This window comes from Rhodopseudomonas palustris (assembly GCF_003591005.1).
GTDB classification, from domain to species: domain Bacteria; phylum Pseudomonadota; class Alphaproteobacteria; order Rhizobiales; family Xanthobacteraceae; genus Rhodopseudomonas; species Rhodopseudomonas palustris_K.
Window position 1 is genome coordinate 1 of sequence record NZ_QYYD01000026.1, and the last position, 22,992, is coordinate 22,992.

Annotated in this window: 20 protein-coding genes, 1 tRNA gene and 1 pseudogene; 14 read left to right on the plus strand and 8 right to left on the minus strand. The window is 65.3% G+C overall.

What is annotated here, in order from left to right; genetic code table 11:
- Window positions 1–502: 502 nt before the first annotated feature.
- The 6 genes from D4Q52_RS21210 (at window position 503) to D4Q52_RS21235 (ending at window position 6,352) form a co-directional block, all read left to right on the plus strand.
- On the plus strand, window positions 503–1,372 hold the full coding sequence (locus D4Q52_RS21210; protein WP_119858568.1) for an ADP-polyphosphate phosphotransferase: 870 nt from the start codon (window positions 503–505) through the stop codon (window positions 1,370–1,372).
- Between the two features lie 129 nt (window positions 1,373–1,501).
- A complete protein-coding gene (gene fabI, locus D4Q52_RS21215) occupies window positions 1,502–2,263 on the plus strand; it encodes an enoyl-ACP reductase FabI (RefSeq protein ID WP_119858569.1) in 762 nt (253 codons plus the stop codon).
- A 19-nt stretch (window positions 2,264–2,282) separates the two neighbouring features.
- A complete protein-coding gene (locus D4Q52_RS21220; protein ID WP_119858570.1) occupies window positions 2,283–3,701 on the plus strand; it encodes a bifunctional enoyl-CoA hydratase/phosphate acetyltransferase in 1,419 nt (472 codons plus the stop codon).
- Entirely contained in the window at window positions 3,698–4,906 is a 1,209-nt protein-coding gene (locus D4Q52_RS21225) for an acetate/propionate family kinase (protein ID WP_119858571.1), read from the plus strand. Before D4Q52_RS21220 ends, D4Q52_RS21225 begins: the two co-directional genes overlap by 4 nt.
- 136 nt (window positions 4,907–5,042) lie before the next feature.
- Complete coding sequence (locus D4Q52_RS21230) at window positions 5,043–5,417, plus strand: hypothetical protein (protein WP_119858572.1); 375 nt, start codon at window positions 5,043–5,045, stop codon at window positions 5,415–5,417.
- Between the two features lie 236 nt (window positions 5,418–5,653).
- Complete coding sequence (locus D4Q52_RS21235) at window positions 5,654–6,352, plus strand: class I SAM-dependent methyltransferase (RefSeq protein ID WP_182915398.1); 699 nt, start codon at window positions 5,654–5,656, stop codon at window positions 6,350–6,352.
- Between the two features lie 580 nt (window positions 6,353–6,932).
- On the opposite strand, the gene D4Q52_RS21240 is transcribed toward D4Q52_RS21235, so the two are convergent.
- Complete coding sequence (locus D4Q52_RS21240; protein ID WP_119858574.1) at window positions 6,933–7,736, minus strand: TIGR02391 family protein; 804 nt, start codon at window positions 7,734–7,736, stop codon at window positions 6,933–6,935.
- Window positions 7,737–8,347: 611 nt separating this feature from the next.
- Here D4Q52_RS21240 and D4Q52_RS21245 point away from each other — a divergent pair.
- On the plus strand, window positions 8,348–9,370 hold the full coding sequence (locus D4Q52_RS21245; protein ID WP_349627420.1) for a sensor histidine kinase: 1,023 nt from the start codon (window positions 8,348–8,350) through the stop codon (window positions 9,368–9,370).
- A 478-nt stretch (window positions 9,371–9,848) separates the two neighbouring features.
- On the opposite strand, the gene D4Q52_RS21250 is transcribed toward D4Q52_RS21245, so the two are convergent.
- Entirely contained in the window at window positions 9,849–10,964 is a 1,116-nt protein-coding gene (locus D4Q52_RS21250; RefSeq protein ID WP_119858575.1) for a beta-ketoacyl-ACP synthase III, read from the minus strand.
- Window positions 10,965–11,259: 295 nt separating this feature from the next.
- Here D4Q52_RS21250 and D4Q52_RS21255 point away from each other — a divergent pair, with 295 nt between their 5' ends.
- Both D4Q52_RS21255 and D4Q52_RS21260 read left to right on the plus strand, forming a co-directional pair.
- Complete coding sequence (locus D4Q52_RS21255; protein ID WP_119858576.1) at window positions 11,260–11,664, plus strand: cupin domain-containing protein; 405 nt, start codon at window positions 11,260–11,262, stop codon at window positions 11,662–11,664.
- A gap of 20 nt (window positions 11,665–11,684) precedes the next feature.
- Window positions 11,685–12,248, plus strand: coding sequence for a type 1 glutamine amidotransferase domain-containing protein (locus tag D4Q52_RS21260; protein WP_119858577.1), 564 nt, complete (start codon window positions 11,685–11,687; stop codon window positions 12,246–12,248).
- A gap of 193 nt (window positions 12,249–12,441) precedes the next feature.
- On the opposite strand, the pseudogene D4Q52_RS21265 reads toward D4Q52_RS21260, so the two are convergent.
- Window positions 12,442–12,794, minus strand: a pseudogene (locus tag D4Q52_RS21265) (hypothetical protein).
- A 224-nt stretch (window positions 12,795–13,018) separates the two neighbouring features.
- Between D4Q52_RS21265 and D4Q52_RS21270 the strand changes: the two are divergent.
- Entirely contained in the window at window positions 13,019–13,834 is an 816-nt protein-coding gene (locus tag D4Q52_RS21270; protein ID WP_119858578.1) for a lytic murein transglycosylase, read from the plus strand.
- Between the two features lie 43 nt (window positions 13,835–13,877).
- Here D4Q52_RS21270 and D4Q52_RS21275 read toward each other — a convergent pair whose 3' ends face one another.
- Both D4Q52_RS21275 and D4Q52_RS21280 read right to left on the minus strand, forming a co-directional pair.
- Complete coding sequence (locus D4Q52_RS21275) at window positions 13,878–14,573, minus strand: flagellar hook assembly protein FlgD (RefSeq protein WP_119858579.1); 696 nt, start codon at window positions 14,571–14,573, stop codon at window positions 13,878–13,880.
- A gap of 10 nt (window positions 14,574–14,583) precedes the next feature.
- Window positions 14,584–16,074, minus strand: a complete 1,491-nt coding sequence (locus D4Q52_RS21280; protein ID WP_119858580.1) for a flagellar hook-length control protein FliK — start codon at window positions 16,072–16,074, stop codon at window positions 14,584–14,586.
- A gap of 325 nt (window positions 16,075–16,399) precedes the next feature.
- Between D4Q52_RS21280 and mnmA the strand changes: the two genes are divergently transcribed.
- From mnmA to D4Q52_RS21300, 4 genes are all read left to right on the plus strand, one after another.
- Window positions 16,400–17,593 (plus strand): tRNA 2-thiouridine(34) synthase MnmA, encoded by a 1,194-nt coding sequence (gene mnmA, locus D4Q52_RS21285; protein WP_119858627.1) that lies wholly within the window; start codon window positions 16,400–16,402, stop codon window positions 17,591–17,593.
- Between the two features lie 18 nt (window positions 17,594–17,611).
- Window positions 17,612–18,250, plus strand: a complete 639-nt coding sequence (locus D4Q52_RS21290; RefSeq protein WP_119858581.1) for a class I SAM-dependent methyltransferase — start codon at window positions 17,612–17,614, stop codon at window positions 18,248–18,250.
- Between the two features lie 40 nt (window positions 18,251–18,290).
- A complete protein-coding gene (locus tag D4Q52_RS21295; RefSeq protein ID WP_119858582.1) occupies window positions 18,291–18,635 on the plus strand; it encodes a hypothetical protein in 345 nt (114 codons plus the stop codon).
- Between the two features lie 106 nt (window positions 18,636–18,741).
- Window positions 18,742–18,818: transfer RNA gene (locus D4Q52_RS21300), tRNA-Met, on the plus strand.
- A 438-nt stretch (window positions 18,819–19,256) separates the two neighbouring features.
- Here the strand turns inward: D4Q52_RS21300 and D4Q52_RS21305 are convergent.
- The 3 genes from D4Q52_RS21305 to D4Q52_RS21315 form a co-directional block, all read right to left on the minus strand.
- The gene (locus D4Q52_RS21305) at window positions 19,257–20,468 is read right to left on the minus strand and encodes an ABC transporter substrate-binding protein (RefSeq protein WP_119858583.1); all 1,212 of its coding nucleotides are present in this window, start codon (window positions 20,466–20,468) and stop codon (window positions 19,257–19,259) included.
- A 71-nt stretch (window positions 20,469–20,539) separates the two neighbouring features.
- Window positions 20,540–21,712 (minus strand): NADH:flavin oxidoreductase/NADH oxidase, encoded by a 1,173-nt coding sequence (locus D4Q52_RS21310; protein ID WP_119858628.1) that lies wholly within the window; start codon window positions 21,710–21,712, stop codon window positions 20,540–20,542.
- 68 nt (window positions 21,713–21,780) lie between these two features.
- Window positions 21,781–22,992 (minus strand): CaiB/BaiF CoA transferase family protein, encoded by a 1,212-nt coding sequence (locus tag D4Q52_RS21315; RefSeq protein WP_119858584.1) that lies wholly within the window; start codon window positions 22,990–22,992, stop codon window positions 21,781–21,783.

Consider the following 22,992-nt stretch of genomic DNA (forward strand, 5'->3'; position numbering starts at 1 on the left):
GCTCCCTCGTCTGAAGTTACGACAACCTCAGTCTGGCACATCGATGCCGTTCGGGGGCCGTCCACCCCATCATTCCGGGGCGTCGCGGAGCGACGAACCCGGAATCTCGATGGGTTCTGCGACTCCGGCGTTTCCACAACGTCTGGATTCCCGGTTCGCCCGCGAAGTGCGGGCGCCCCGGAATGACCGGGAGAGGTGGGGTGTCGCCCCAGGCACCGTCATTGACGGGGGAGAGGTGGGTGCTCTCCCCAGGCACCGTCATTCCGGGGCGCGCGTAGCGCGAACCCGGAATCTCGATGGGTTCTGCGACTCCGGCGTTTCCACAACCTCTGGATTCCGGGTTCGCCCGCGAAGGGCGGGCGCCCCGGAATGAGGGGGAGAGGTGGGTGCTCTCCCAGGCACCGTCATTGACGGCGGAGGGGTGGGTGCTCTTCAAGCCAGAGAGGGCTATATTCCGCCGAGAGCCCGCTCACGCGGGTCCGACGGGAAGTGGAAAGACGTGATGAAGATCAAGACCAAGCAGTATCGCGTCGAGGAAGGCAGCAAGGTCGACCTCGACAAGTGGCCTACTCTGGTCGACCCGTACTATGAATCCAAGGAAAACTACCAGGAAATGCTGCGCAGCCACGTCGCCCGCTTGGCCGACCAGCAAAAACTGCTCTACGCCAGCAATCGCCACGCCATTCTGCTGATCTTCCAAGCGATGGACGCCGCCGGCAAGGACGGCGCGATCCAGCACGTGATGTCCGGCGTCAATCCGCAGGGCTGCCAGGTGTTCAGCTTCAAGCACCCCAGCGCCACCGAGCTGAAGCACGACTTCCTGTGGCGGACCACCCGCGATTTGCCGGAGCGCGGCCGCATCGGCATCTTCAACCGCTCCTACTACGAGGAGGTGCTGATCGTCCGAGTTCATCCCAACATCCTGCTCAGCGAGGCGGTGCCGAACGGCACGGAATTCGGCAAGCAATTCTGGCACAAACGCTACCGCTCGATCCGCGACGCGGAGAAACATTTGCACGCCAACGGCACCCGGATCGTCAAATTCTTCCTGCATTTGTCCAAGGAGGAGCAGCGCAAGCGTTTCCTGGCGCGCATCGACGAGCCCGACAAGAACTGGAAGTTCAGCGAAGCGGACATCGAGGAGCGCAAATACTGGGACGACTACATGAAGGCGTATGAGCACTGCCTCACCGAAACCAGTTCCGACGACTCGCCGTGGTACGTCGTCCCGGCGGACGACAAGCAGAACACCCGGCTGATCGTGTCGCAGGTCATTCTGGAAACCATGGAGGCGCTCAAAATGTCCTATCCGGAGACCTCGCCGGCGCGGCGGAAGGAACTGCTCAAGCTGCGGCGGCAACTCGCGAAGTAGTATGCCGACGTCCGCAGCCGATCACCCTGTGGCCCGCATGCATCCGTCGATGGTCGAACGGCCGCAGTCATGGGCATGACACACCGAACGCGGTAGGGATTTGACCAGACGTTGGATCGGGGATGTCGCATGACGCTGCAAGGAAAGAAGGGCCTGGTGGTCGGCATCGCCAACGCCGACAGCATCGCGTTCGGCTGCGCCCAGGCGTTTCGCAATGCCGGCGCCGAACTGGCCGTCACCTACCTCAATGGCAAGGCAAAGCCCTATGTGGCGCCGCTCGCCGACCAACTCGGTAGCGACATCGTGCTGCCTTGCGATGTGCGCGAGCCGGGCCAGCTCGAAGCGGTGTTCACTGAGATCGCCGCGCGCTGGGGACGGCTCGATTTTCTGCTGCACTCGATCGCCTTCGCGCCGAAGGACGATCTGCACGGCCGCGTAGTCGATTGCTCGCAGGCCGGCTTTGCGATGGCAATGGATGTGTCCTGCCACTCCTTCATCCGCATGGCGCGGCTCGCCGAGCCGCTGATGCCGGATGGCGGCTGCCTGCTCACCGTCACGTTCTACGGCTCCGAGAAGGTGGTCGAAGACTACAATCTGATGGGCCCCGTGAAGGCCGCGCTGGAGAGTTCGGTACGCTACATGGCGGCCGAGCTGGCGCCGAAACGGATCCGCGTCCACGCGTTGTCGCCGGGGCCGCTGAAAACCCGCGCCGCGTCCGGCATCGGCCGGTTCGACGAACTGATGGAGCGCACCCGCGCCCGCGCGCCCGCGCATCAGCTGGTCAGCATCGAGGATGTCGGTCATGTCGCGGCCTTCCTGGTCGGCGATGCTGCCCGCGCCCTGACCGGCAACATCGAATATATCGACGCCGGCTATCACGTCGTCGGCTGAGCGCCGGCTGGAGAAATTCATGGAGCAGATCCAGAACCGCACCTACGACGAGATCGCGGTGGGCGACACCGCGAGCCTGGTGCGGACGCTGACCTATCGCGACATCGAGGTGTTCGCGGTGATGTCCGGCGACGTCAATCCGATGCATGTCGATGCCGCCTTCGCCAAGAGCGATCACTTCCATCAGGTGGTGGCGCACGGCATGTGGGGCGGCTCGCTGATCTCGACGCTGCTTGGTACGCAATTGCCCGGCCCCGGCACGATCTATCTCGACCAGTCGCTGCGCTTCGTCCGACCCGTCCTGCTCGGCGACACCGTCACGGTGTGCGTCAAGGTCAAGGAAAAGAACGACGCCAAGAAGCGGCTGTTGCTGGATTGCCGCGCCACCAACCAGAACGGCGACGAGGTGATCGTCGGTCTCGCCGAGGTGATCGCCCCGAGCGAGAAGATTTCGCGCGCGCGCGTGCAATTGCCCGAACTCGATCTGCATCCGGCGGCGCGGCGGCACGAACGGCTGATCGAGATGACCCAGGGCCTGCAGCCGCTGCGGGTCGCGGTGGTGCATCCGGTCGATACGCCGTCGCTGCTCGGCGCGGTCGAGGCGGCCCGTGCCGGACTGATCGTGCCTGTCCTCGTCGGCCCGGTCGCGAAAATCCGGGCCGCAGCGGGGCAGGCCGATCTCGACCTGTCGTCCTTCGAGATCGTCGCCACCGAGCACAGCGACGCGGCGGCCGCTGCGGCGGTCGCGATGGCCCGCGCCGGCCAGGTCGAGGCGCTGATGAAGGGCGCGCTGCACACCGACGAGATGATGCGCGCGGTGGTCGATCCGGAGCACGGCTTGCGCACCGCGCGGCGCATCAGCCACGTCTATGCGATCGATGCGCCGGACTACCCGCGGGCGCTGTTCGTCACTGACGCGGCGATCAATATCTATCCGACGCTGACCGACAAGCGCGACATCATCCAGAACGCGATCGACCTGGTGCATGCGCTCGGCATCGGGCAGCCGAAGGTGGCGATCCTGTCCGCGGTCGAGACCGTCACCGAGAGCATCCGCTCGACGCTGGATGCTGCGGCGCTCTGCAAGATGGCGGAGCGCGGCCAGATCACCGGCGGCATTCTCGACGGGCCGCTGGCCTTCGACAATGCGGTGTCGGTGGAGGCCGCCAAAACCAAAGGCATCGTTTCGCCGGTCGCGGGATGCGCCGATATCTTCGTGGTGCCGGACCTCGAGGCCGGCAATATGCTGGCCAAGCAGTTGGAATATCTGGCGCGCGCGCACGTCGCCGGCATCGTGCTCGGCGCCCGGGTGCCGATCATCCTCACCAGCCGGGCCGACAAGACGCTGGCCCGGCTCAGTTCCTGTGCGATCGCCCTGCTGCTGGCGCGCCACAGAGCCGCCGCGTTGCCCAGCCTGCCGACCGGAGGGACCGCATGAGCGACGTTCTCCTCGTCCTCAATGCCGGTTCGTCCAGTATCAAATTCGCGCTGTACGAGGCGCATACCGAGCCGACCCAGGAGTGCCTGATCTGCGAAGGCGGCATCGGCAGCCTCGGCCACCGGCCGCACCACAAGGTGGTCGACCGCGACGGCGCGACACTGCACGACGATTATCTGCCGCAAGGCGCCGGCCATGACGACGCCATCGCGGCGCTGTTCGGCTGGATCGAACAGCGCTTCCCCGACCGGCGGATCGCCGCCGCCGGGCACCGTGTCGTCCACGGCGGCGATCAGTTCGACGCGCCGGCGCGGGTCGATGCCGGCGTGATCGAGCGGCTGCGCAGCTACATCCCGCTGGCGCCGCTGCACCAGCCGCACAGCGTCGCGGCGATCGAGGCGCTGGCCAGGCTGCACCCGAAGCTGCCGCAGATCGCCTGCTTCGATACCGCGTTTCACCATCGCCTGCCCAAGCTCGCCACCTGGTACGCACTGCCACGCGCGATCACCGACGAAGGCGTGCGGCGCTACGGCTTCCACGGCATCTCCTACGCGTATATCGCGAGCCGGCTGCCGGACGTCGTCGGCCCCGAGCTCGCTGAAGGCCGCATCATCGTGGCGCATCTCGGCGGCGGCGCCAGCATGTGCGCGATGCGGGCGCGCAAGAGCGTCGCCACCACCATGGGCTTCACCGCGCTCGACGGCCTGGTGATGGGCACGCGTACCGGCGTGCTCGATCCCGGCGTGGTGCTGTATCTGTTGCAGCAGAAAGGCATGACGCCCGAGGCGATCAGCGACCTATTGTATCGCCAGTCCGGCCTGCTCGGCGTCTCCGGCATCAGCGACGACATGCGCACGCTGCTGGCGAGCGACGACCCGCGCGCCGCAGACGCCATCGCGCTGTTCGTCTATCGCATCGGCCGTGAGTTCGGCTCGCTGAGCGCGGCGCTGGGCGGCCTCGACGCAGTGGTGTTCACCGCCGGCATCGGCGAGCGCTCTCCTGAGATCCGCCGCCGCGCCTGTGCCCACGCCGAATGGCTCGGCGTCGCGCTCGATGAGGATGCCAATGCGGCGGTCTCCGGCGCAGGCCGGATCAGCCGCGCCGACAGCAAAGTCGCGGTCTGGGTGATCCCGACCGACGAAGACCTGATGATCGCCCGCCAGGTCTGGGGCCTGCTCGACGGCGGGCGGGAAGCTGACCTGTAGTACGCCGTCATGCCCGGGCTTGTCCCGGGACCCCGCCGCCGCCCAGGTTGACCGTGCATAACCGGACGCCGGGGCGGCGGCTTTGGGCTATCATCGTGGCGTTTGTGCTGACCAACGTCATTGCAGGGAGGCTCCCATGGCCCAGATGCTCGCGCCCGTGTCGTTCACTGATCCCGAATTGCCGACGGCAGGCGGCGGCGCCGCGCCGCTGTCCGGCGGCGTCGCGCAGGTGATCAATCCGTGGCGCTGGTTTACCAGCGTGTTCGGCAATCAGTTCAGCCTGCTGTCGATCAATCTCGGCCGCTCCTCGGCGCCGCAGACCGAGTCGCAGATCCTCGAAGAGGTCGGCTCCTACGGTCGCCAGCTCGGCCGCATCGGGGAAGCGCTGGAAGTGCTGGTACGGGAATTTCCCCGCGAAGGCCTGAGCGAGCGCGCCGTCGCGGCGCTGGAGGATTTCTCGGCGCAGATGCGCGAGATCCGGCGCATCAAGGACAAGTCCCGCGCGGCGTAGCACGCATCGTTTACCATCCCCGACGTTCTCCCCCCGGACCCTACCCCGCGCCGCAGCGCGCTCCCTCTCCCGCTTGCGGGAGTGGGCTGGGGCGACACAAGCCCTGACTGTGCAATTCCGGACGGCGGGCCGCTGCTCGCGACTATCGACGCCGCAGCAATGTCTGCGTCACGCTGTCGCGACGGACGCTTGGGCCGGCGCTTGCCACTTGGTGGCTGACGATGCAAGATTTGCCGATGCCTGCGACGCTCAAATATCACTTTTGGCGACGGGTACGTGCGGCCCACTACGCGTTCGGGCTCGCGCGGCTGCCGTTCGGGCGGGTGCTGGAGCGTGCGGTCGGGCAATGGGAGCGGGCGCAGGGCTTCGGCGATAGTCCGAAGGAAAAGGCGACCTGGGACGCCGAATACGGCGACGGCCGCTGGGCCTATATCGCGCAGTTGCACGAAAACAGCCGCTACTGGACGATCATCGGCTACATGGATGCATTCCGGGGTGGCGGCGAATATCTCGATGTCGGCTGTGGCGACGGCGTGTTGTTCAGCCGATTCAAGGCGCTCGGCTATCAGCGTTATGTCGGGATCGACATCTCGGAGGTGGCGATCCGGCAATTGCAATGTCATAACGACGATCGCACGCATTTCGCGCAGGGCGACGGCGACGTTCATGAGCCGGACGGTCTTTTCGACGTCATCGTGTTCAACGAGTCGCTGTACTACCTGAAAGACCCGGTCGGCTCGCTCGAGCGATACGCGCGATCGCTCAAGCCCGGCGGCTGCATCATCGTATCGACCTACACCAACTCGCGTCGCTCGCTCGCCGTATTGCGCGAAGCCAAGACCAAGCTGACGGTCGTCGACGAGGCCAAAACGTCCCAGGGATCGATGTCCTGGCTGTGCACGGTATTGAAACCCGCCAACGCCGGCATGGCCTAGCTTGGCCGCCTGCGGGCGGAATGATAGACCGAAAGGCAGCGAAGCCTTGATGCCCGACTGAGCGCAGCGCCGGGGGAAGGGCGACGCAGGCTCAGTGCCCGCGCCCCCACCCCGACCCTCCCCGCAAGGGGGAGGGGAGCAGAGCCGCAGCCCGCTCCCTCTCCCGCTTGCGGGAGAGGGCCGGGGTGAGGGCGACACGAGCACGGACTCGGCAAGTCGGTAGCCCGGATGCAGCGAAGCGCAATCCGGGATTTGCGACAGATCGCTGGTCAATTACCGGCCTGAACAACACAATGTCCCAATCAAGAAGAGAGATTCTGTCTACAAATTCGCAGCCTTCGACGTTCGGAGAAGCGAGCTCGATCCCGATCGTGAGGATTCGTTTGGCCATATGATCATATCCGAGGCAGTTTTCTAATTGCACAAGCTGCAGTTTAGATACTGTTCAGGCAACAGAAGTGTGCCCATTGCATGTCGGCGTCTCGCGCCTTCCGTGAGAGTCGCGATTGTCTGATCCCACGTTCCAAAGGAGGATCGGTGTTTATTCTATTCCTTCCGGACTCATCGAAAATGTCGACGATTATACCCTCGGCAGCATCCGAGATGAGTCGATGCGTTTGTGGGCAAGTGAAAGCAGCGTAAAAACCTCTTCGGCGTCTTCCTTGTTAATTGCCCAATTTATCCGCGGAGCATGTGCCATGGGATTGCGGAACATGCCAAATAGCCCTTTCACGAGATTGCAGAATCCACGCTGCTCTGACTTTTCGCTCTCTGTACTCCAGTCATTGATGGCTAGAAGCGGTGGAGTGCCCCCTAGTGTTCGATCAACGAGTGTGGCTCCATCATCGAAAAGGCCTGACCGCTCGCGTAGCTTGTCGGCGACGCCTTTTGCCGCTTCGAGAACCGCATGAAAGTAATTCTCTGCCAACAGCTCCTCTTTGCAGAATTGCAATACATCGGGATGCACGTTTCTGAGCTCAAGATCGCCACGGAGTTCGGATGCCCGTCGTTTAGCTTCTGTTAAAGTGTCCGCTTCCTCAACGCCTACCAGTTCTCCAGATTCCTTTACCGCCAAGCCGGCAAATGCCAGCGCAACATTCAGGTGTCTTCGCATGGGTTCGTAGCGTTCTTGTTGCCGAACAAACCGTGCCGGCCTCATCGCGCGTCTTATGAAAGCGAGGATCGGGACGCGATCCTGCTTCGCATTTTGCAGATGCGCAAAGGCATTGTACAAGCGATGTCGTTTTGACAGGGTTGGCGCGACGTCGTTTATCCCACACGCACTTAGTAGGTTAGCTATTTCCGAACCCGTGAGCCCGATTTCTGTGTCTCCCAATGCGTCGGCGATCGCCTGCAGATGGGCTTGCTCGAACGTCTTTGGCATTGCTAATCTCTTTGGGCGAATCTGACTGGGAATGATGAGTTGACCGCTCCTCCGAAGCAAGACGTGGAGTTCTTCTGCACGCTTTTGTCTCCTCGACAAGATTCCTATTTGCTTTGTATTCCTATCCATCCCGCTCCACTCCCGAGGGGCGGCTCGCGATCGTCACTTGTCGCGGGGCGGGTGCGGTGGACGCGGCAGCGTCGCGCGCGGGGGAAGGCGGCAGGGGGCCGCGGGGCAGTGAGTCCGGAGGGCTCGGCCGCGGGGTCTATGGAGCCGCCGACCGACGCGTGGACGACGACGCTGTGCGGTGCGGGCCGGGGCGGAGATGCGCCCCATCTGCATCGCCATTGCGCGCCGGCCCAAATCGTGTGGTCCCGACGCCCATCGCTGGCGCAAGGGATGGAGCGCCTGCACGCCGACCGGCCGCAGGAAACCACCGGCCCGAGCGCTGATTGCGAACCAGCCCAGCCTCCGCCGGACAGCTCAGTCCCGACGGCCGCGGCGCGGGCGCGACAGTTTGGCGCTGCGGCGGGCGGGGCGGCTGGCGCTGGGCATTTGCCGGCGTTTCCGCCATAGACTGCGCGGATCGAGACGAATCCAACGAGTTTGCAGTGGCGCGGCTGAAAGTCTGGGACATCATTTACGCCACGCGGCGGCTGCGCACGCTGGGCGTGGTCGGCGATCTTGCCGCGGTGGTGGCCACGGCGCTGGCGCTGCTGGTGCGGCTGGTGATCGATCCGGCGCTGCCGGCCGGCTTTCCGTATCTGACGTTCTTCCCGGCGGTGGTGCTGATCGCGTTCTTCTTCGGGCTGCGCCCCGGCATCGTCTGCGCGGTGCTGAGCGGGCTGGCGGCCTGGTACTTCTTCATCCCGCCGTTCTATTCGTTCGAGATGACGTCGCCGACCGCGATCGCGCTGGCGTTCTATCTGTTCATCGTCGCGGTCGATATAGCGCTGATCCACATCATGCACCAGGCGGCGGCGCGGCTGCGCGAAGACGCCGAGGAGACGGCGCTCTTGTACGAGCAGCAGCGCACGATGTTCCAGGAGCTGCAGCACCGCGTCGCCAACAACATGCAGTTCGTCTCGGCGATGCTGCGGCTCTATAAGAAGCGCGCCGGCGACGATCCGGCCGCGATGCTGACGGCGCTCGACGACGCCCGGGTGCGGCTCGACACCATGTCGCGTATCCACCGCTATCTGCACGATCCGGCCAGCGTCAGCCGCCCGGTCGGCGATTTCTTTCGCGACCTGTGCGCGCAGCTGCTCGAGGCCGCGGGGGCGAAGGATGTTCGCGTCACCATCGACATGCCGCCGGTGCAATTCGATCTCACACGGCTGACGCCGCTGTCGCTGATCGCCGTCGAAGTGATCACCAACGCGCTGAAGCACGCCTTTCCGGACGGCCGCGGCTCGATCGCGCTCAGCCTCGTGCAAGCTGGCGACCGCATGGTGCTGACAATCGCCGATGACGGCCGGGGGATGAGTCCGGGCGTCCCCGGCGCGATCCCCGCCGACGGCGGCAGCCTCGGCATGAAGATCATCACCAGCCTCGCCGCCCAGCTCGGCGGCACGATCAGCTACGAGGCCGCGCACGGCACCACCGCGCGGATCGAATTCGATGCGGCCGGCTGATGCGCTCGATCGATTGATCGAAGCAACGACGCCTCCTCGAGTGCGGAGCCGTCATCCTGAGGTGCGCGCGCAGCGCGCCTCGAAGGATGCGGCCAAGGTGTTCGCGGCTCATCCTTCGAGGCCCGCAGCGCCGCGCACAGCGCGGCCCATCAGGCACCTCGGCGCCTGGCCGAAAATACGCCCTCTGATTTCGGGCACTGCGTCATGCCCGGCCTTGTGCCGGGCATACACGCCTTGCCGCCGGACATGCAGAAAAGGCGTGGATGGCCGGGACAAGCCCGGCCATGACGGACTTTGCGAGCAAACTAACCGACTGCAAAATGTCGCCGAGGATTTGGCCTACGCTTTGAGGCGGGCTCTCAGGATCACGGCAGTGATTCTGCCGAATGGAGCGCGCTCTCACGCCATCGGCGTGACCCACCCCGTGCCGCCCGGCCCCGCGACGCGGCGCCGTCATGAGCCGGCGCGGGCCGCGCGCTCAGCGCTTTTGCACGAACACCGTGCCGGCCGAGTAGCCGGCGCCGAACGAGCAGATCAGGCCGAGGTCGCCTTGTGCGAGATCGTCCGAGGTCTTGTGGAAGGCGATGATCGAGCCGGCCGACGAGGTGTTGGCGTAATCGTCGAGGATGATCACGTTTTCCTCCGGCGTCGGGTCGCGGCCCAGCACCTTGCGGCCGATGATCTCGTTCATGTTGATATTGGCCTGGTGCAGCCACAGCCGCTTCAGCGCGTGCGGATCGAGGCCGAGTTCGCGGGCGTGGTCGATGATCATGTCCGATACCATCGGCACCACTTCCTTGAACACTTTCCGCCCCTGCTGCACGAACAGCTTGTCGACATTGTCGCGGCCTTCCGGCGCGGCGCGGTTGAGGAAGCCGGAATTGTTGCGGATGTTGTTGGAGAACTGCGTCTTCAGTCTTGTGCCGAGAATGTCCCAGCCGCCATCAGCGTCGTCGGCGCGCTCGACGATCGCCGCGGTGGCGACGTCGCCGAAGATGAAGTGGCTGTCGCGGTCGCGGAAGTTGAGATGGCCGGAGCAGATTTCCGGATTGACCATCAGCACCGCGTCGACCGAACCGCCGCCGACGAAATCCGCCGCGGTCTTCAGGCCGAACGTCGCCGACGAGCAGGCGACGTTCATGTCGAACGCGAAGCCGCCGAGCCCGAGCGCGTTCTGCACCTCGATCGCCATCGCCGGATAGGCGCGCTGCATGTTGGAGCAGGCGCAAAGCACCGCGCCGATCTTCTCGCGCGGCTTGCCCCAGCGCTCCAGCGCCTCTTCGGCCGCCTTGAGGGCGATCTCGGCGAGGATCGAGATCTCCTCGTTCGGCCGCTCCGGGATCACCGGGCGCATGATGGCGGGATCGATGATGCCGGGCTTGGCGACGACGTAGCGCGACTTGATGCCGGACGCCTTCTCGATGAATTCGCTCGACGACGGCGCCAGCGGCTGAATTTCGCCGGCCGCGATCGCGTCGGCATGGGCCGCGTTGAAGTTCGCCACATAGGTGTTGAACGCCTCGACCAACTCGGCGTTGGAAACGCTGTCGGGCGGGGTGTAGAGGCCGGTCGCGGCGATGACGGCAGGGCGCACGGAAAACTCCGGTCACGATGGCTGAGTGAGGACCGCCGGTCCAGAGCACTCCGTACGCGCCCCGCCGGGATCCGACGCCGAACGGCCGCCGTCTTCTTTGACGCCGGACAAAAGGCGGGAGCGGCCGGATCGTCCGTTGGTCGAGCGCAGCCGCCGGGCAGAACGCGCAGGCGTTTCGGCCGGCGCGGGCCGTTGCGGTATGAAACGGGCTGCGGCGAAACACAAGCCAATTGCCTTGATAACAGGCGTCAAATTGCGCTGCACTGCGGGGCAGCCGGATTGAGGAGGGTGGTCGATGCAGACCGGTGATCTGTTGCAGCCGCTGCCGCCCGCCGGCCCGGACGAAGCGCTCGACACGCTGCTGGCGCGCGGCGGCGTCCGCATCGAGCGCATCGTCTCGTTCGGGCAATCGAGCCCCGACGGCTTCTGGTACGACCAGGCCGAGGACGAGTTCGTCGTGCTGTTGTCCGGCTCGGCGATCCTGCGGTTCGACGACGGACGCGAGGTGGCGCTGGTGCCCGGCGTCTGGGTCGATCTCCCGGCGCACTGCCGCCACCGCGTCGAGGCCACGGCGGACGGCGTGCCGACGGTCTGGCTGGCGGTGTTCTGGCCGAGCCAGACGGCGGCTGCAGCGTCCGACGCGGGGCCGGAACGATCACTTGCGTCGTCGATTAGGCCCGCAGGCGGGGGCGCCGCATAGCAAAACACGGAGATACAGCCATGGCCAATCCGCTCGATGGCAAGCGCGTCCTCATTCTCGCCACCCACGGCTTCGAGCAGTCGGAACTCGAAGTGCCGCGTGATCGTCTGAAAGCCGCCGGCGCGCAGGTCGATATCGTGTCGCCCGAGCAGGGCGAGATCAAAGGCTGGGACCTCAAGGATTGGGGCCGCCCGGTCAAGGTCGACAAGCAGCTCGGCTCGGTCAAAGCCGAGGATTACGACGCGATCGTGCTGCCGGGCGGGCAGATCAACCCGGATTTGCTGCGCGTCAACCCGGACGCGCTGAAGCTGATCAAGTCGTTCTACGACGCCGGCAAGACCGTCGCGGCGGTGTGCCACGCGCCGTGGCTGCTGATCGACACCGGCATCGCCAAGGGCCGCAAGATGACGTCGTACAACTCGATCAAGCAGGACGTGATCAACGCCGGCGCCAAGTGGGAAGATTCCGCGGTGGTCACCGACCAGGGCGTCATCACCTCGCGCAACCCCGGCGACCTCGAGGCGTTCTCGGCCAAGATCATCGAGGAGATCCGCGAAGGCAAACACCAGCGCAAGGCCGCCTGAGGAGGTTGTTCGTTGGCGGCGTCAGCGCCACATCACGACCGTCATCCCCCGCGCATGCGGGGGATCCAGTTTGGCAGAGGGCAGGTTGTTGAACGAAGCGCACACCACAAGCACTTTGGAATACTGGATCGCCCGGACAAGCCGGGCGACGACGTGGTGTGCTGAATGCGACGCGCCGTGCTAACCGGGCGCCTCAGCCCCGCAGCCGGCGCCGTCGCAGCTGCGCCGCGCTCTCGACCCGCACTGGGATCGGCTGCGCGCCGGCGATGAGATCGAGCGGCAGGCGCCTGCCGCGATCGCTGCCGGCGTCAGCGCTCATCGCCATCAGGGCGGAGCCCATCGCGGCACTGCCGAACGTGATGACGAAGCCGAACAGCAGCAGCCCGAAAGCGGTACCGGGCGACGCGTCCGCGAGGATCAGCTCGCGCAGATGCCCGGGATTGACCCACATCAGCCCGCCAAGCAGCAATGCGGCCAGGCGAACGCCGGCAGCGAGGTTGATGCGAGAAGCCGGAACAGCGGCTGCCGCAGAAGCGTCCAGGACATGATGCGGTCCTCATTGCTGGACAGGCTGAAGGTCGGCTCATCAGCGGGCCTGTCGTTCATCCGCTGATCATCGGGTCGCCGTCATACTGGAGTTTCGCAGATATGGGATTCGGCGGCCGATCTCGCAACCGCGCTGCGGAAATGCTAGATTCGCCGCATTGTCATAGCAATCCCGCATCCTTAGGCATCCTGAACAATCCCTTCCCCCTGGAGAACAGCGTCAGATGGTCAATTTGCGTCCCGCTCTCGCAACCTGCGCCGCCGTCCTAGCGCTGCTCGCCGCCGCGCCCGCGCAGGCCGCGCGTTGCGGAGGTGATTTCAACACCTTCATCTCCAGCATGTCGGCCGAAGCCTCGCAGGCGGGAATTTCGCAGGACGTCATCGCTCAGGCGCTTGGCGGTGTTTCGCCGGATCCGGCGGTGCTGGCGTTCGATCGCCGTCAGCGCGGCACATTCAACAAGACGTTTGAGCAATATGTCTCGACCCGCGTCGGCGCCGGCCGGGTCAGGACCGGCAAGGCCATGATGCTGCGCCACGCTTCGCTGCTGTCGCGGATCGAGCAGCGCTTCGGTGTGCCGCCGCAAATTCTGGTGGCGATCTGGGGGCTGGAGTCGGATTTCGGCAAGGGCGACATGGGCAAGCTGCCGGTGTTCCGCGTGCTCGCCACCATGGCGCACGACTGCCGCCGCACCGAGCTGTTCCAGGGTGAACTGCTCGCGGCGCTGAAGATCGTGCAGCGCGGCGACCTGCCGCTGCGCGACATGGTCGGCGCCTACGCGGGCGAACTCGGCCAGACCCAGTTCCTGCCGTCGTCCTACATCAAATACGGCGTCGATTTCGACGGCAACGGCCACGTCGATTTGCGCCACAGCGTGCCCGACGTGCTGGCCTCGACGGCTAATCTGCTGAAGACCAACGGCTGGCGCGCCGGCGGCTCCTACGAGGAGGGCACGTCGAACTTCGAGGCGATGCGCGAGTGGAATCGTGCGCTGGTGTATCGCAAGACGATCGCATACTTCGCCGATCAGCTCGCGCAGTAGGCAGCGGGATTTGCCGCGCCGGCCGACCGCCGGCGCAGGCGAACTACTTGGCTGCCTGCACTACCTTCTTGATCTGATCGAGCGTGAAGGTCTGGCTGCCGATCGACAGCAGCGGCGGCGATTTCGTCAGATCGACGGAGTTGATGGTGCCCTGGATCTGGGTCGACACCGTCGCGCTCTGGCCGGCCGCGTCGGTCGCGCTGACCGACAGCGTGTAGTCTCCTTCCGGCCACACCGTGCCGTCATTGCCGCGCCCGTCCCAGGTGAAGCCCTGGTTGGCGCCGGCATTGAGGGTGAACTTGCCGGTGTAGACCGTCTGTCCGGTCGAGCTTTGGATCGACACCTGGGCGCTCACCGGCTTGTCGGTCGACAGCGACCACCCGGCGGTCTTGCCGTCGAAATGCGATTTGCTCCCGTCGACCACCGCATTGGCCCCGACAAAATTGATCGCCTCGGACGCCTGCGCGGTCGTCTGCAGCTTCAGCAGCGAGGCCAGCGTCTCGTTGCCCTTGAGCTGTTGTTCGACGCCGGCGAATTGCACCAGCTGCTGGGTGAACTGATTGGTGTCGAGCGGATCCATCGGATTCTGGTTCTTGAGCTGCGTGGTGAGCAGCGTCAGGAACGTCTGGAAATTGTCCGCGATCCCCGGCGAGGAGCCCGACGAACCGCTGCTGGTCGACGTATAGTTCGCGTTTGGCGACGAGACCGGCGGGGCAGCGGTGGTTGAATCGACCGACATGGCGAACTCCTCAAATCTTGATGTCGACGCCGCCGCTCGCACTGAGCATGCGGCCGTAGCTGCGTCCCGCGGCGACCGCCGGCGGCAGCTCCTCGTCCCGGATCACGAGCCGCTGCGCGTGGCGGCCATTGTCCTGGGATTGTCCCTGCTGACCCGATGACGACTGATCGCGCAGGCTGAACTGCAGGCCGCTGTCGCCGGTCTTCAGCCCGGCATTGTCGAGCGCCCGCTGCAGCTGCGTCTGGTCCTGCCGCAGCATCGCCAGCGTCTCCGGCTTCTCGACTGTAAGATGCGACGTGACCTGGCCGTGGCGGTCGACCTCGATGCGCACATCGATGCGGCCGAGTTCGGCAGGATCCAGCCGGATATCGAACCGGCTGGCGCCGGCATTGGCCCGCGCTGCGATCGTAACCGCGAGATCCTGCACCGGCACGGGCACATTGGTCGCAAGTGCGGCGGTGAGCTGCGGCGCCGTGGCGGTCTGCTGGGTGAGGGTGGAGGCCTGCGGCAAATGAGCGGTCTGGACTTGCAGCTGCTGCGTGGCTGGGTCCAGAGCCGGCTGCGCTGGCGCATCGGCATGATGCGAATGCGCAGCGGGCTTTGACTGCGCGTCGACCTGGTCGATCGCGCGGTCGGTCGTTGCGGTCGGGGAGGCCGGATTGTTTTGAGAGTTCGCAGCGTCAGTATGCGGCTGGCCATGCGCTGCTGCGGGAGCGGCAGCTTCCGTGCTCGCGGGCGGAGTCGGGGGCGCGGCCGGACTTGCGCCGTGCGTTGCCTCTATCTTCGTGCCGCTGCCTGGTTCGGCGGCCAGCATTGCCAGCCGGGAATCGGCGGCACCGCCGGTGGTCGCCGCGGTGCCTGCGACCGTACCGGTCTCGGCCGGCTGCGCCGCTGCGGCGAGATCTGCGATGGTTCCCTGTGCTTTTAGGGAGGCGGCTGCGGCGATGGTCAGCGGGCCGTGGCCGGCGGCTGTGTCGGTGGCCGTGCCGATCGAAGCTCCCGTCGGGCCGGCTGGCGTCGTCGTCGCGATGGAGACGATAACGGTTGGAATGATAGCCGGGGTCGCGGCGGCATTGGCGTCGGCCTGCTGAGCCGGGTCGGCTGTCCTGGTGTCCGTGCTGTTCGCGTCGTCGCCGGCTTTGACGCCGTCCGCCGGCTTGTTGTCATCGCTCTGAGCGACTTTGCCGTAGTTGGCCGCCTTCGGCGCTGTCGACTCGCTTTGCTGCGCGGCGTTCTGGGCCGGCTGAGCAGAAGATCCGTCGTTGCTGCGATCCCGTGAGCGGCTTTGGTTGGCAGGATCACTGCGGCCAGGATGGGCCGCCGTATCGTTCGCCCCCTTCGTGGAGCGGGCGTTCGGCATCGGAACCGGTGGGGCGGCCGCCTCGGTATTGCTGTCGACCAACGACGCAAAGCTGTCGGAGGTCGCGCGGTCCTGCCGGGCGGCAGGACGTTGCACCGGGGGCGGCGCGGCCGAAGCGATGTCCGAGGAAGCATTCAACATGGGTGTGCTCTAACACTGTTCCAAGCGCTTTGAGCAAGGAGTGGGCCAGCTCTCAACCTTTATGAAGCGACGAGATTTCAGATACATAAGTTCAGAGAGGCGGCCGCTCACGGTCGCTGCACCGCGCCGTTTCTGCCCGCCCGGCAAGAATTGCCCCCGGGGCCGATGGCGAAACGCCCGGCCGGCGCATTGCGCCTCCGGAAGGCCGACTATATTAAAGACCGGCACCATCGAAGTTTGCGGACATCCGGTTTGCCACCTCCGGAACAGGCGGAAGGATTGGTCGCCGCGGCTCTCCGCGCGACTGCAGCTTATGACTCACAGTATGCTCAACAGCCTGGATCTGGAAGGCCGCCCCCAGGATACCCGCGTGGTGGTGGCGATGTCGGGCGGGGTCGATTCGTCCGCGACTGCGGCGCTGCTCAAGTCGCAGGGCTATGACGTGGTCGGCATTACGCTGCAGCTCTACGACCACGGCGCCGCGATGCATCGTAAGGGCGCCTGCTGCGCCGGCCAGGACATCCACGACGCCCGCATGGTGGCCGAGCGCATCGGCATTCCGCACTACGTGCTCGATTACGAAAGCAAGTTTCGCGAGTCGGTGATCGACAGCTTTGCCGACAGCTACGCTTCCGGCGAAACGCCGGTGCCGTGCATCGAGTGCAATCGCTCGGTCAAGTTCCGCGACCTGCTCGCCACTGCGCGCGAACTCGGCGCCTCGGCGCTCGCCACCGGTCATTATGTCTCGTCACGTCGCCTGCCGGATGGATCGCGTGCGCTGATCTGCGCCGCCGACCGCGATCGCGACCAGAGCTACTTCCTGTTCGCCACCACGCGCGAGCAGCTCGACTTCCTGCGCTTCCCGCTCGGTGACATGACCAAGCCGCAGACCCGCGAGCTGGCGCGGCAGTTCGGTCTGTCGGTCGCCGATAAGCACGACAGCCAGGACATCTGCTTCGTGCCGACCGGGCGCTACACCGATATCGTCGAGCGGCTGAAGCCGAACGCGATGGAGCCGGGCGATATCGTCGACCTCAACGGCCGCGTGCTCGGCAGCCATCCCGGCATCGTGCATTTCACCGTTGGCCAGCGCCGCGGTCTCGGCATCGCGTCGCGCGCGCCGTTGTATGTGCTGCGGCTCGACGCCGCGACGCGGCGCATCGTGGTCGGCCCGCGCGAGGCGCTGCGGATGGAGCGGATCGTGCTGCGCGACGTCAACTGGATTGGCGATGGTGCGCTGGATCAGGCGGTCGGCGGCGGCCTCGAATTGTTCGTGCGCGTGCGCTCGACCCGCGCGCCGCAGCCGGCCTGGCTGCGCGCCGTCGGTGACGGCTACGAGGTCGAACTGGTTGCCGGCGAGGAAGGCGTCTCGCCCGGCCAGGCCTGCGTGTTTTACGACGCAGCCGAAGGTCAGGCGCGCGTGCTTGGTGGCGGTTTCATCAAGAGCGCCGCTCCGCGTGCGATCGGGGATACGCGCGAGGCGTTGGCCTCGCCGGCTTTGGCCGCGATGCGCGGTTAGGAAATTTCGGGGCAGGGTATGGGGAACGATATTGATCGCGCAGGCGTCGCCAAGGCGTATGCGCGCTGGGCGCCGGTCTACGACATGGTGTTCGGCAAGGTGTTCGACAGCGGCCGGCAGTCGACCATCGCGGTGGCGGATGCGATCGGCGGCCGCGTGCTCGACGTCGGCGTCGGCACCGGACTGTCGCTGTCGGATTACTCGCCGACCACGAAGCTGTGTGGTGTCGATATCTCCGAGCCCATGCTGCGCCGGGCGCATGAGCGCGTCCGCACGCTGAATCTCAGCAATGTCGAGACGCTGGCGGTGATGGACGCCAAGAACCTCGCATTCCCTGACGGCTTCTTCGATGCGGTCGTGGCCCAATACGTCATCACGGCGGTGCCGGATCCCGAAGCGACGCTCGACGACTTCATCCGGGTGCTGAAGCCGGGCGGCGAACTCATCCTGGTGAATCACATCGGTGCCGAGAGCGGGCCGCGCAAGGTGTTCGAACTGGCATTCGCGCCGCTGGCGCGGCGGCTCGGCTGGCGTCCAGAATTTCCGTGGGCGCGGCTGGTGAACTGGGCCAGGCGGCACGGCGGGGTGGAACTGGCCGAGCGGCGCCCGATGCCGCCGATGGGGCATTTCTCGCTGATCCGCTATCGCAAGCTCTGAGCCGACGCGGAACTGTGCGGCGATCCTATCGTTGTCGCGCATGACCAGGACAATCACACTCGCATTCGTCTGCCTGACGATGGCCGCGGCTCCAGCGCTGTCCCAGGCTCCGCCGAAAACGCCGGCCAACCCGGCGCAGACGCCGGCGACCCAATGTCCGCCGGGCGCTGCCCGCATCGATCCGCCAAGTCCCACGTCTCCTGGTACGACCACGGGCAAGACGCAGGAGCCGCTCGGGGACAAGCTTGCCCGATCGGACGGCGTGTTGTGCCCGCCGGCCGGCGTCGACCCCGAAATGCACACGCCAGCGCCCGACGCTGGAACCATGCGGGTGATTCCACCACCGGGCTCCCCCGGCGGCGACCAGAATGTGCAGCCGAAATAAGGTTTTGCACCACGCGGCCGGCGGCGATTGCTTGACAGCCCGCGGCGCGCCTCCTTATATGCCGCGCGTTCGCTCGGTGCCGTCAACGACACCGCCGAAACGCCGTGGCGGGGTAGCTCAGCTGGTTAGAGCACGGGAATCATAATCCTGGGGTCGGGGGTTCGAGTCCCTCTCCCGCTACCATTTTGTTTCAGGCACTTAGTTGGTGGAATTGGCGACCGGGGTGGGTCGCCTTTTGCGTTTGCACGGCGTGGATCTGCGGTTCAGTCGGCGAGGTCCGCAATCGCACTGGCCAAAGCGCGGCTCTCGGTGCGGTTGTGGAAGATGCGCTGATAGCATTCCACCTCGGCGCGTACGCCGCAGGGATGCATCAGGCCGTGCGCTGGCAGATGAGGGAAGGGTGCTGCGGGTCAGCGGCTGTGTCGATCGCGCGCCCTGGCAGCCAGCTGCGCGGCGGTCTCGTCGCTGTGGCCATTGTTGACGCTCGAGATCAGCTCGGCATTGACCTTGATGGTCAGGCCACCAGTCACTTGCAGAACGCGCCGTCGACGTCGGGCGATTGTGTGCTTCGAACGGCAGTGCAGCGTTTGCCGCTCGAAGCACGAGTTGGCTTGGATACGATCAGGACTTCTTCATCAGCGGGCACTTGCTCTGCTCGCGTGGGATGTTGGCGTCGTCGGCCGGGACGGTCGCAACGACGTTGTAGAAGTCCCACGGTCCGGTCGACTGCTCCACCGGCTTGGCCTGGAGCAGATAGTAGTCGTGGATGTGCATACCGTCTTCGCGGACATAGCCCTTTTCGGAGAAGAAGTCGTTCACCGGCAGGGAGCGAAATTTCGCCAGCACCGCGGTGTTGTCGAGTGTTCCGGCCGCTTCGACGGCTTTCAGATAGTGCTTGGTTGCCGAGTACATCCCGGCCTGGACCTGGGTCGGCATGCGGCCGACTTTGTCGAAGAACCGCTTGCCGAATTCACGCGAGGCGTCGTTGCGATTCCAGTAGAACGCCTCCGACGTATACAAACCCTGCATGTTCTTCAGACCGACCGACTTGGCGTCGGTGATCTGGAACAGCAGCGCCGCCACCTTCATTTTGCTCTTGAGGCCGAGCAGCCCGAATTCGTGCGCCTGCATCAGGGAATTGGAGGTGTCGCCGCCGGCGTTGGCGAGCGCCAGCACATTGGCGCCGGAGCTCTGCGCCTGCAGCAGGAAGGACGAGAAGTCGCTGGTATTGAAGGGATGACGCACCGCGCCGACCAGCTTGCCGCCATTCGCCTTGACCACGGCGGAGGCGTCAGCCTCGAATGCGTGACCGAATGCATAGTCGGCGGTCAGGAAGAACCATTCGTTTCCGCCCTGTCCGAGCAGCGCCTTCGCCGTGCTGCGCGCCAGCGTGGCAGTGTTGTAGGTCCACTGGAACGTGTTGGGAGAGCATTTCTCGTTGGTGATGGTGGAGGCGCCCGCTGACGAGACGATCATCATCTTGTTTCTGTCGCGAACCAGGTCGGACAGCGCCAGTGCGACCGCGGAATTGCCGATGTCGAGGATGACGTCGACACCTTCCGTGTCGATCCACCGCCTGGCAATCCCCGAGGCGACGTCGGTCTTGTTCTGATGATCGGCAGCGACGATTTCAATCGGCTGCCCCAGCAGCTTGCCGCCGAAATCGGCGATCGCCATCTTGGCGACTTCGACTGCGGCCGGTCCCGCGGCATCGGCGTATTGTCCTGACTGATCGTTGAGAACGCCGATCTTGACCGGCTTCGCCGCCGGCGCCTGCGCGTGCGCCGAAGCGAAGCTCAGCACGACCATCGATGCCGCTAATAGTGATCTCATGTCCTTATCCTCCCTGTGTAGTTTTTTATCGGCTCGAACTTACGTTCGATGCTGCGATGCGACCGAAAACCTCACTCGGCCGCCTCACGAAACTGCTCAAATCCATCCAGCCGTTCGCCGTTGCCCCGCAGGGCGCCGCCCCATTTGGCCAGCCACCACGCGTACTGCTCCGGCCACTTCTCGAAATTGCCCGTCAGCCCGAAATGCTCGGCGGCGTGCAACGCCCAGAACGGATTGAACAGCATCTGGCGGGCAATGAAGATGAGGTCTGCCCTGCCGTCCTGCAGGACCTTCTCGGCGAAGTCCGGGGTTCGGATCATGCCGACCGCGCCAGTCGCGATCCCGGCTTCGTGGCGAATGCGTTCGGCGAACGGCACTTGGTAGCCCGGGCCGCGGCCGAGATTGGCGTTGGTGGATCCGGCGCGCAGATTGCCTCCGGTCGAACAGTCAACCAGATCCACGCCCAGGGCCTTCAGTTCACGCGAGAACACGACGCTGTCCTCGATCTCCCAGCCGCCGTCGATCCAGTCGGTCGCCGAAATGCGCACGAACAGCGGCGTGGAGGAGGGCAGCGCGTCGCGCACGGCGCGCGTCACCTCGAGCGGAAACCGCATGCGGTTCTCGAGGCTGCCGCCATACTCGTCGGTGCGGAAGTTGGCGAGCGGGCTCAGGAAGGATTGCAGCAGATAGCCGTGCGCCATGTGCAGTTCGATGACATCGAAGCCGGCGAGCACGGCGCGGCGGCAAGCGGCCACGAACGCATCGCGGATGCCGACGAGCCCGTCCTTGCTGAGCGGAACAGGAGTCTGAAAGCCGTCCGAGAACGGGACGTCCGACGGCCCGGTCGGCACCCATGTTTCCTCGCCCATCTCGACGTCGCGATCGGTCAGATGGCTGTTGCCGCGGAACGCGCGCTGCTGGCTGGATTTGCGACCACCATGGTTGATCTGGATGGCCGCCTTCGAACCGTGGGATTTGATGACGTGGACGATCTGGCGCATGCCGTCGATCTGGCCATCCTCCCACAGACCCGGGTCGCCGTTGGTGATGCGGCCTTTGCGGCTGACCGAGGTCTGTTCGACGAACACCAGCCCGGCTCCGCCCATGGCGAATTTGCCGTAATGCACGAGATGGAACGGCGTGACGTAACCGTTCTCCGCCGAGTACATCCCCATCGGCGAGACAACGATCCGGTTGTCGAGTTCGACGCCGCGCAAGGTCATACGCTCGAACAGCTTGACCATCTTCATTCCTCCTCAGAGTTGTAGGTCGCCGAACACACGTCGCGACCTTGGTCGCGGCGCCCTCATCGTCACGCTTGCGCGATCGCGCCGGAGTGGCGCAACGCGTCGATCTCGCTTTCGGAAAGGCCAAGATACTCCGACAGTACCTCGGCATTGTGCTGACCGAGACGTGCCGATGGCGCGTAATCCGGCGTCGGCGTGTCGTGAAGTACGACCGGGCTGCGATGCACAAGGATGTCGCCGTATTCGGGATGTTCGATTTCGCGCAGCATGCCCCGGGCATGGAGGTGCTTGTCCTCCGTCACCTCGCGCAAGTCGCGGACCGCGGCGCAGGGCACGCGATTGACTCGGCAAAGTTCGGTAACTTCGTCGCGGGTGAGCCGCGACGACCACTCCGACACGATCTGGTCGGTCAGGTCGATGTGCTTGAGGCGGTCGAGCACGGTTTTGAAACGGGGATCGTCCGCCAGTTCCGGCCGTTCCATCGCTCGCGTCAATCCCGTCCAGTGCGATTCATTGACGCTGATGATGGCGACGTAGCCGTCGGACGCGGGATAGACGTTGTAGGGCGCCTCGGCGAGGCCGCCATGGCGGTTGCCGGTTCGCGGCGCTGCTGCCTTGCGATTGAATACGTCAGCGAGATTGGAGGCCATCGCCGGATACACCGTCTCGACCATCGCGATCTCGACCAACCGGCCGCGGCCGCTTTTTTCCCGATCGTAAAGCGCGGTCATGATGCCGCCGTACAGATGCACGCCGCTGATGAAGTCGGTGATCGCCGGACCTGCCTTGACCGGGGGGCCATCGGCGAATCCGGTCACGCTCATGATGCCGGACACCGCCTGCACGGTAAGGTCCATCGCCAGATTGTCCCTGTTGGGACCCGACAGACCGTAGCCGGTGGCCGAGCCGTAGATCAGCCGCGGATTGATGGCGCTGAGGGCGGCATAGCCGACTCCCAACCGATCGAGCACGCCCGGCGCGTAGTTCTCGATTACCACGTCCGCTCTGGCCGCCAGCTGTTTGAGGATCGCGGCGCCTTCGGGCGATTTCAGGTTCAGGCTGATGTTGCGTTTGTTCGCGTTCAGCATCGCGAACGGCACGGCGTTGCCCTTGCTGATGCGGGCGCGGTGACGCACCGGCTCGCCCTTCGGCGGCTCGACCTTGATGACGGTGGCGCCGGCCTGGGCCATCAAGAATCCGCAATATGGCCCCTGGTACACCTGGCCGAGATCGATCACGATCACGCCGTCGAGCGGCGCCCTGTTGTGGTTGTCCAA

What these genes read in the sequence shown, in the direction of transcription:
- D4Q52_RS21210 (WP_119858568.1), top strand. Translation starts at nt 503, where the DNA reads ATGAAGATCAAGACCAAGCAGTATCGCGTCGAGGAAGGCAGCAAGGTC.
- fabI (WP_119858569.1), top strand. Translation starts at nt 1,502, where the DNA reads ATGACGCTGCAAGGAAAGAAGGGCCTGGTGGTCGGCATCGCCAACGCC.
- D4Q52_RS21220 (WP_119858570.1), top strand. Translation starts at nt 2,283, where the DNA reads ATGGAGCAGATCCAGAACCGCACCTACGACGAGATCGCGGTGGGCGAC.
- D4Q52_RS21225 (WP_119858571.1), top strand. Translation starts at nt 3,698, where the DNA reads ATGAGCGACGTTCTCCTCGTCCTCAATGCCGGTTCGTCCAGTATCAAA.
- D4Q52_RS21230 (WP_119858572.1), top strand. Translation starts at nt 5,043, where the DNA reads ATGGCCCAGATGCTCGCGCCCGTGTCGTTCACTGATCCCGAATTGCCG.
- D4Q52_RS21235 (WP_182915398.1), top strand. Translation starts at nt 5,654, where the DNA reads ATGCCTGCGACGCTCAAATATCACTTTTGGCGACGGGTACGTGCGGCC.
- D4Q52_RS21240 (WP_119858574.1), bottom strand. Translation starts at nt 7,736, where the DNA reads ATGCCAAAGACGTTCGAGCAAGCCCATCTGCAGGCGATCGCCGACGCA.
- D4Q52_RS21255 (WP_119858576.1), top strand. Translation starts at nt 11,260, where the DNA reads ATGCAGACCGGTGATCTGTTGCAGCCGCTGCCGCCCGCCGGCCCGGAC.
- D4Q52_RS21260 (WP_119858577.1), top strand. Translation starts at nt 11,685, where the DNA reads ATGGCCAATCCGCTCGATGGCAAGCGCGTCCTCATTCTCGCCACCCAC.
- D4Q52_RS21270 (WP_119858578.1), top strand. Translation starts at nt 13,019, where the DNA reads ATGGTCAATTTGCGTCCCGCTCTCGCAACCTGCGCCGCCGTCCTAGCG.
- D4Q52_RS21275 (WP_119858579.1), bottom strand. Translation starts at nt 14,573, where the DNA reads ATGTCGGTCGATTCAACCACCGCTGCCCCGCCGGTCTCGTCGCCAAAC.
- D4Q52_RS21280 (WP_119858580.1), bottom strand. Translation starts at nt 16,074, where the DNA reads ATGTTGAATGCTTCCTCGGACATCGCTTCGGCCGCGCCGCCCCCGGTG.
- mnmA (WP_119858627.1), top strand. Translation starts at nt 16,400, where the DNA reads ATGCTCAACAGCCTGGATCTGGAAGGCCGCCCCCAGGATACCCGCGTG.
- D4Q52_RS21290 (WP_119858581.1), top strand. Translation starts at nt 17,612, where the DNA reads ATGGGGAACGATATTGATCGCGCAGGCGTCGCCAAGGCGTATGCGCGC.
- D4Q52_RS21295 (WP_119858582.1), top strand. Translation starts at nt 18,291, where the DNA reads ATGACCAGGACAATCACACTCGCATTCGTCTGCCTGACGATGGCCGCG.
- D4Q52_RS21305 (WP_119858583.1), bottom strand. Translation starts at nt 20,468, where the DNA reads ATGAGATCACTATTAGCGGCATCGATGGTCGTGCTGAGCTTCGCTTCG.
- D4Q52_RS21310 (WP_119858628.1), bottom strand. Translation starts at nt 21,712, where the DNA reads ATGGTCAAGCTGTTCGAGCGTATGACCTTGCGCGGCGTCGAACTCGAC.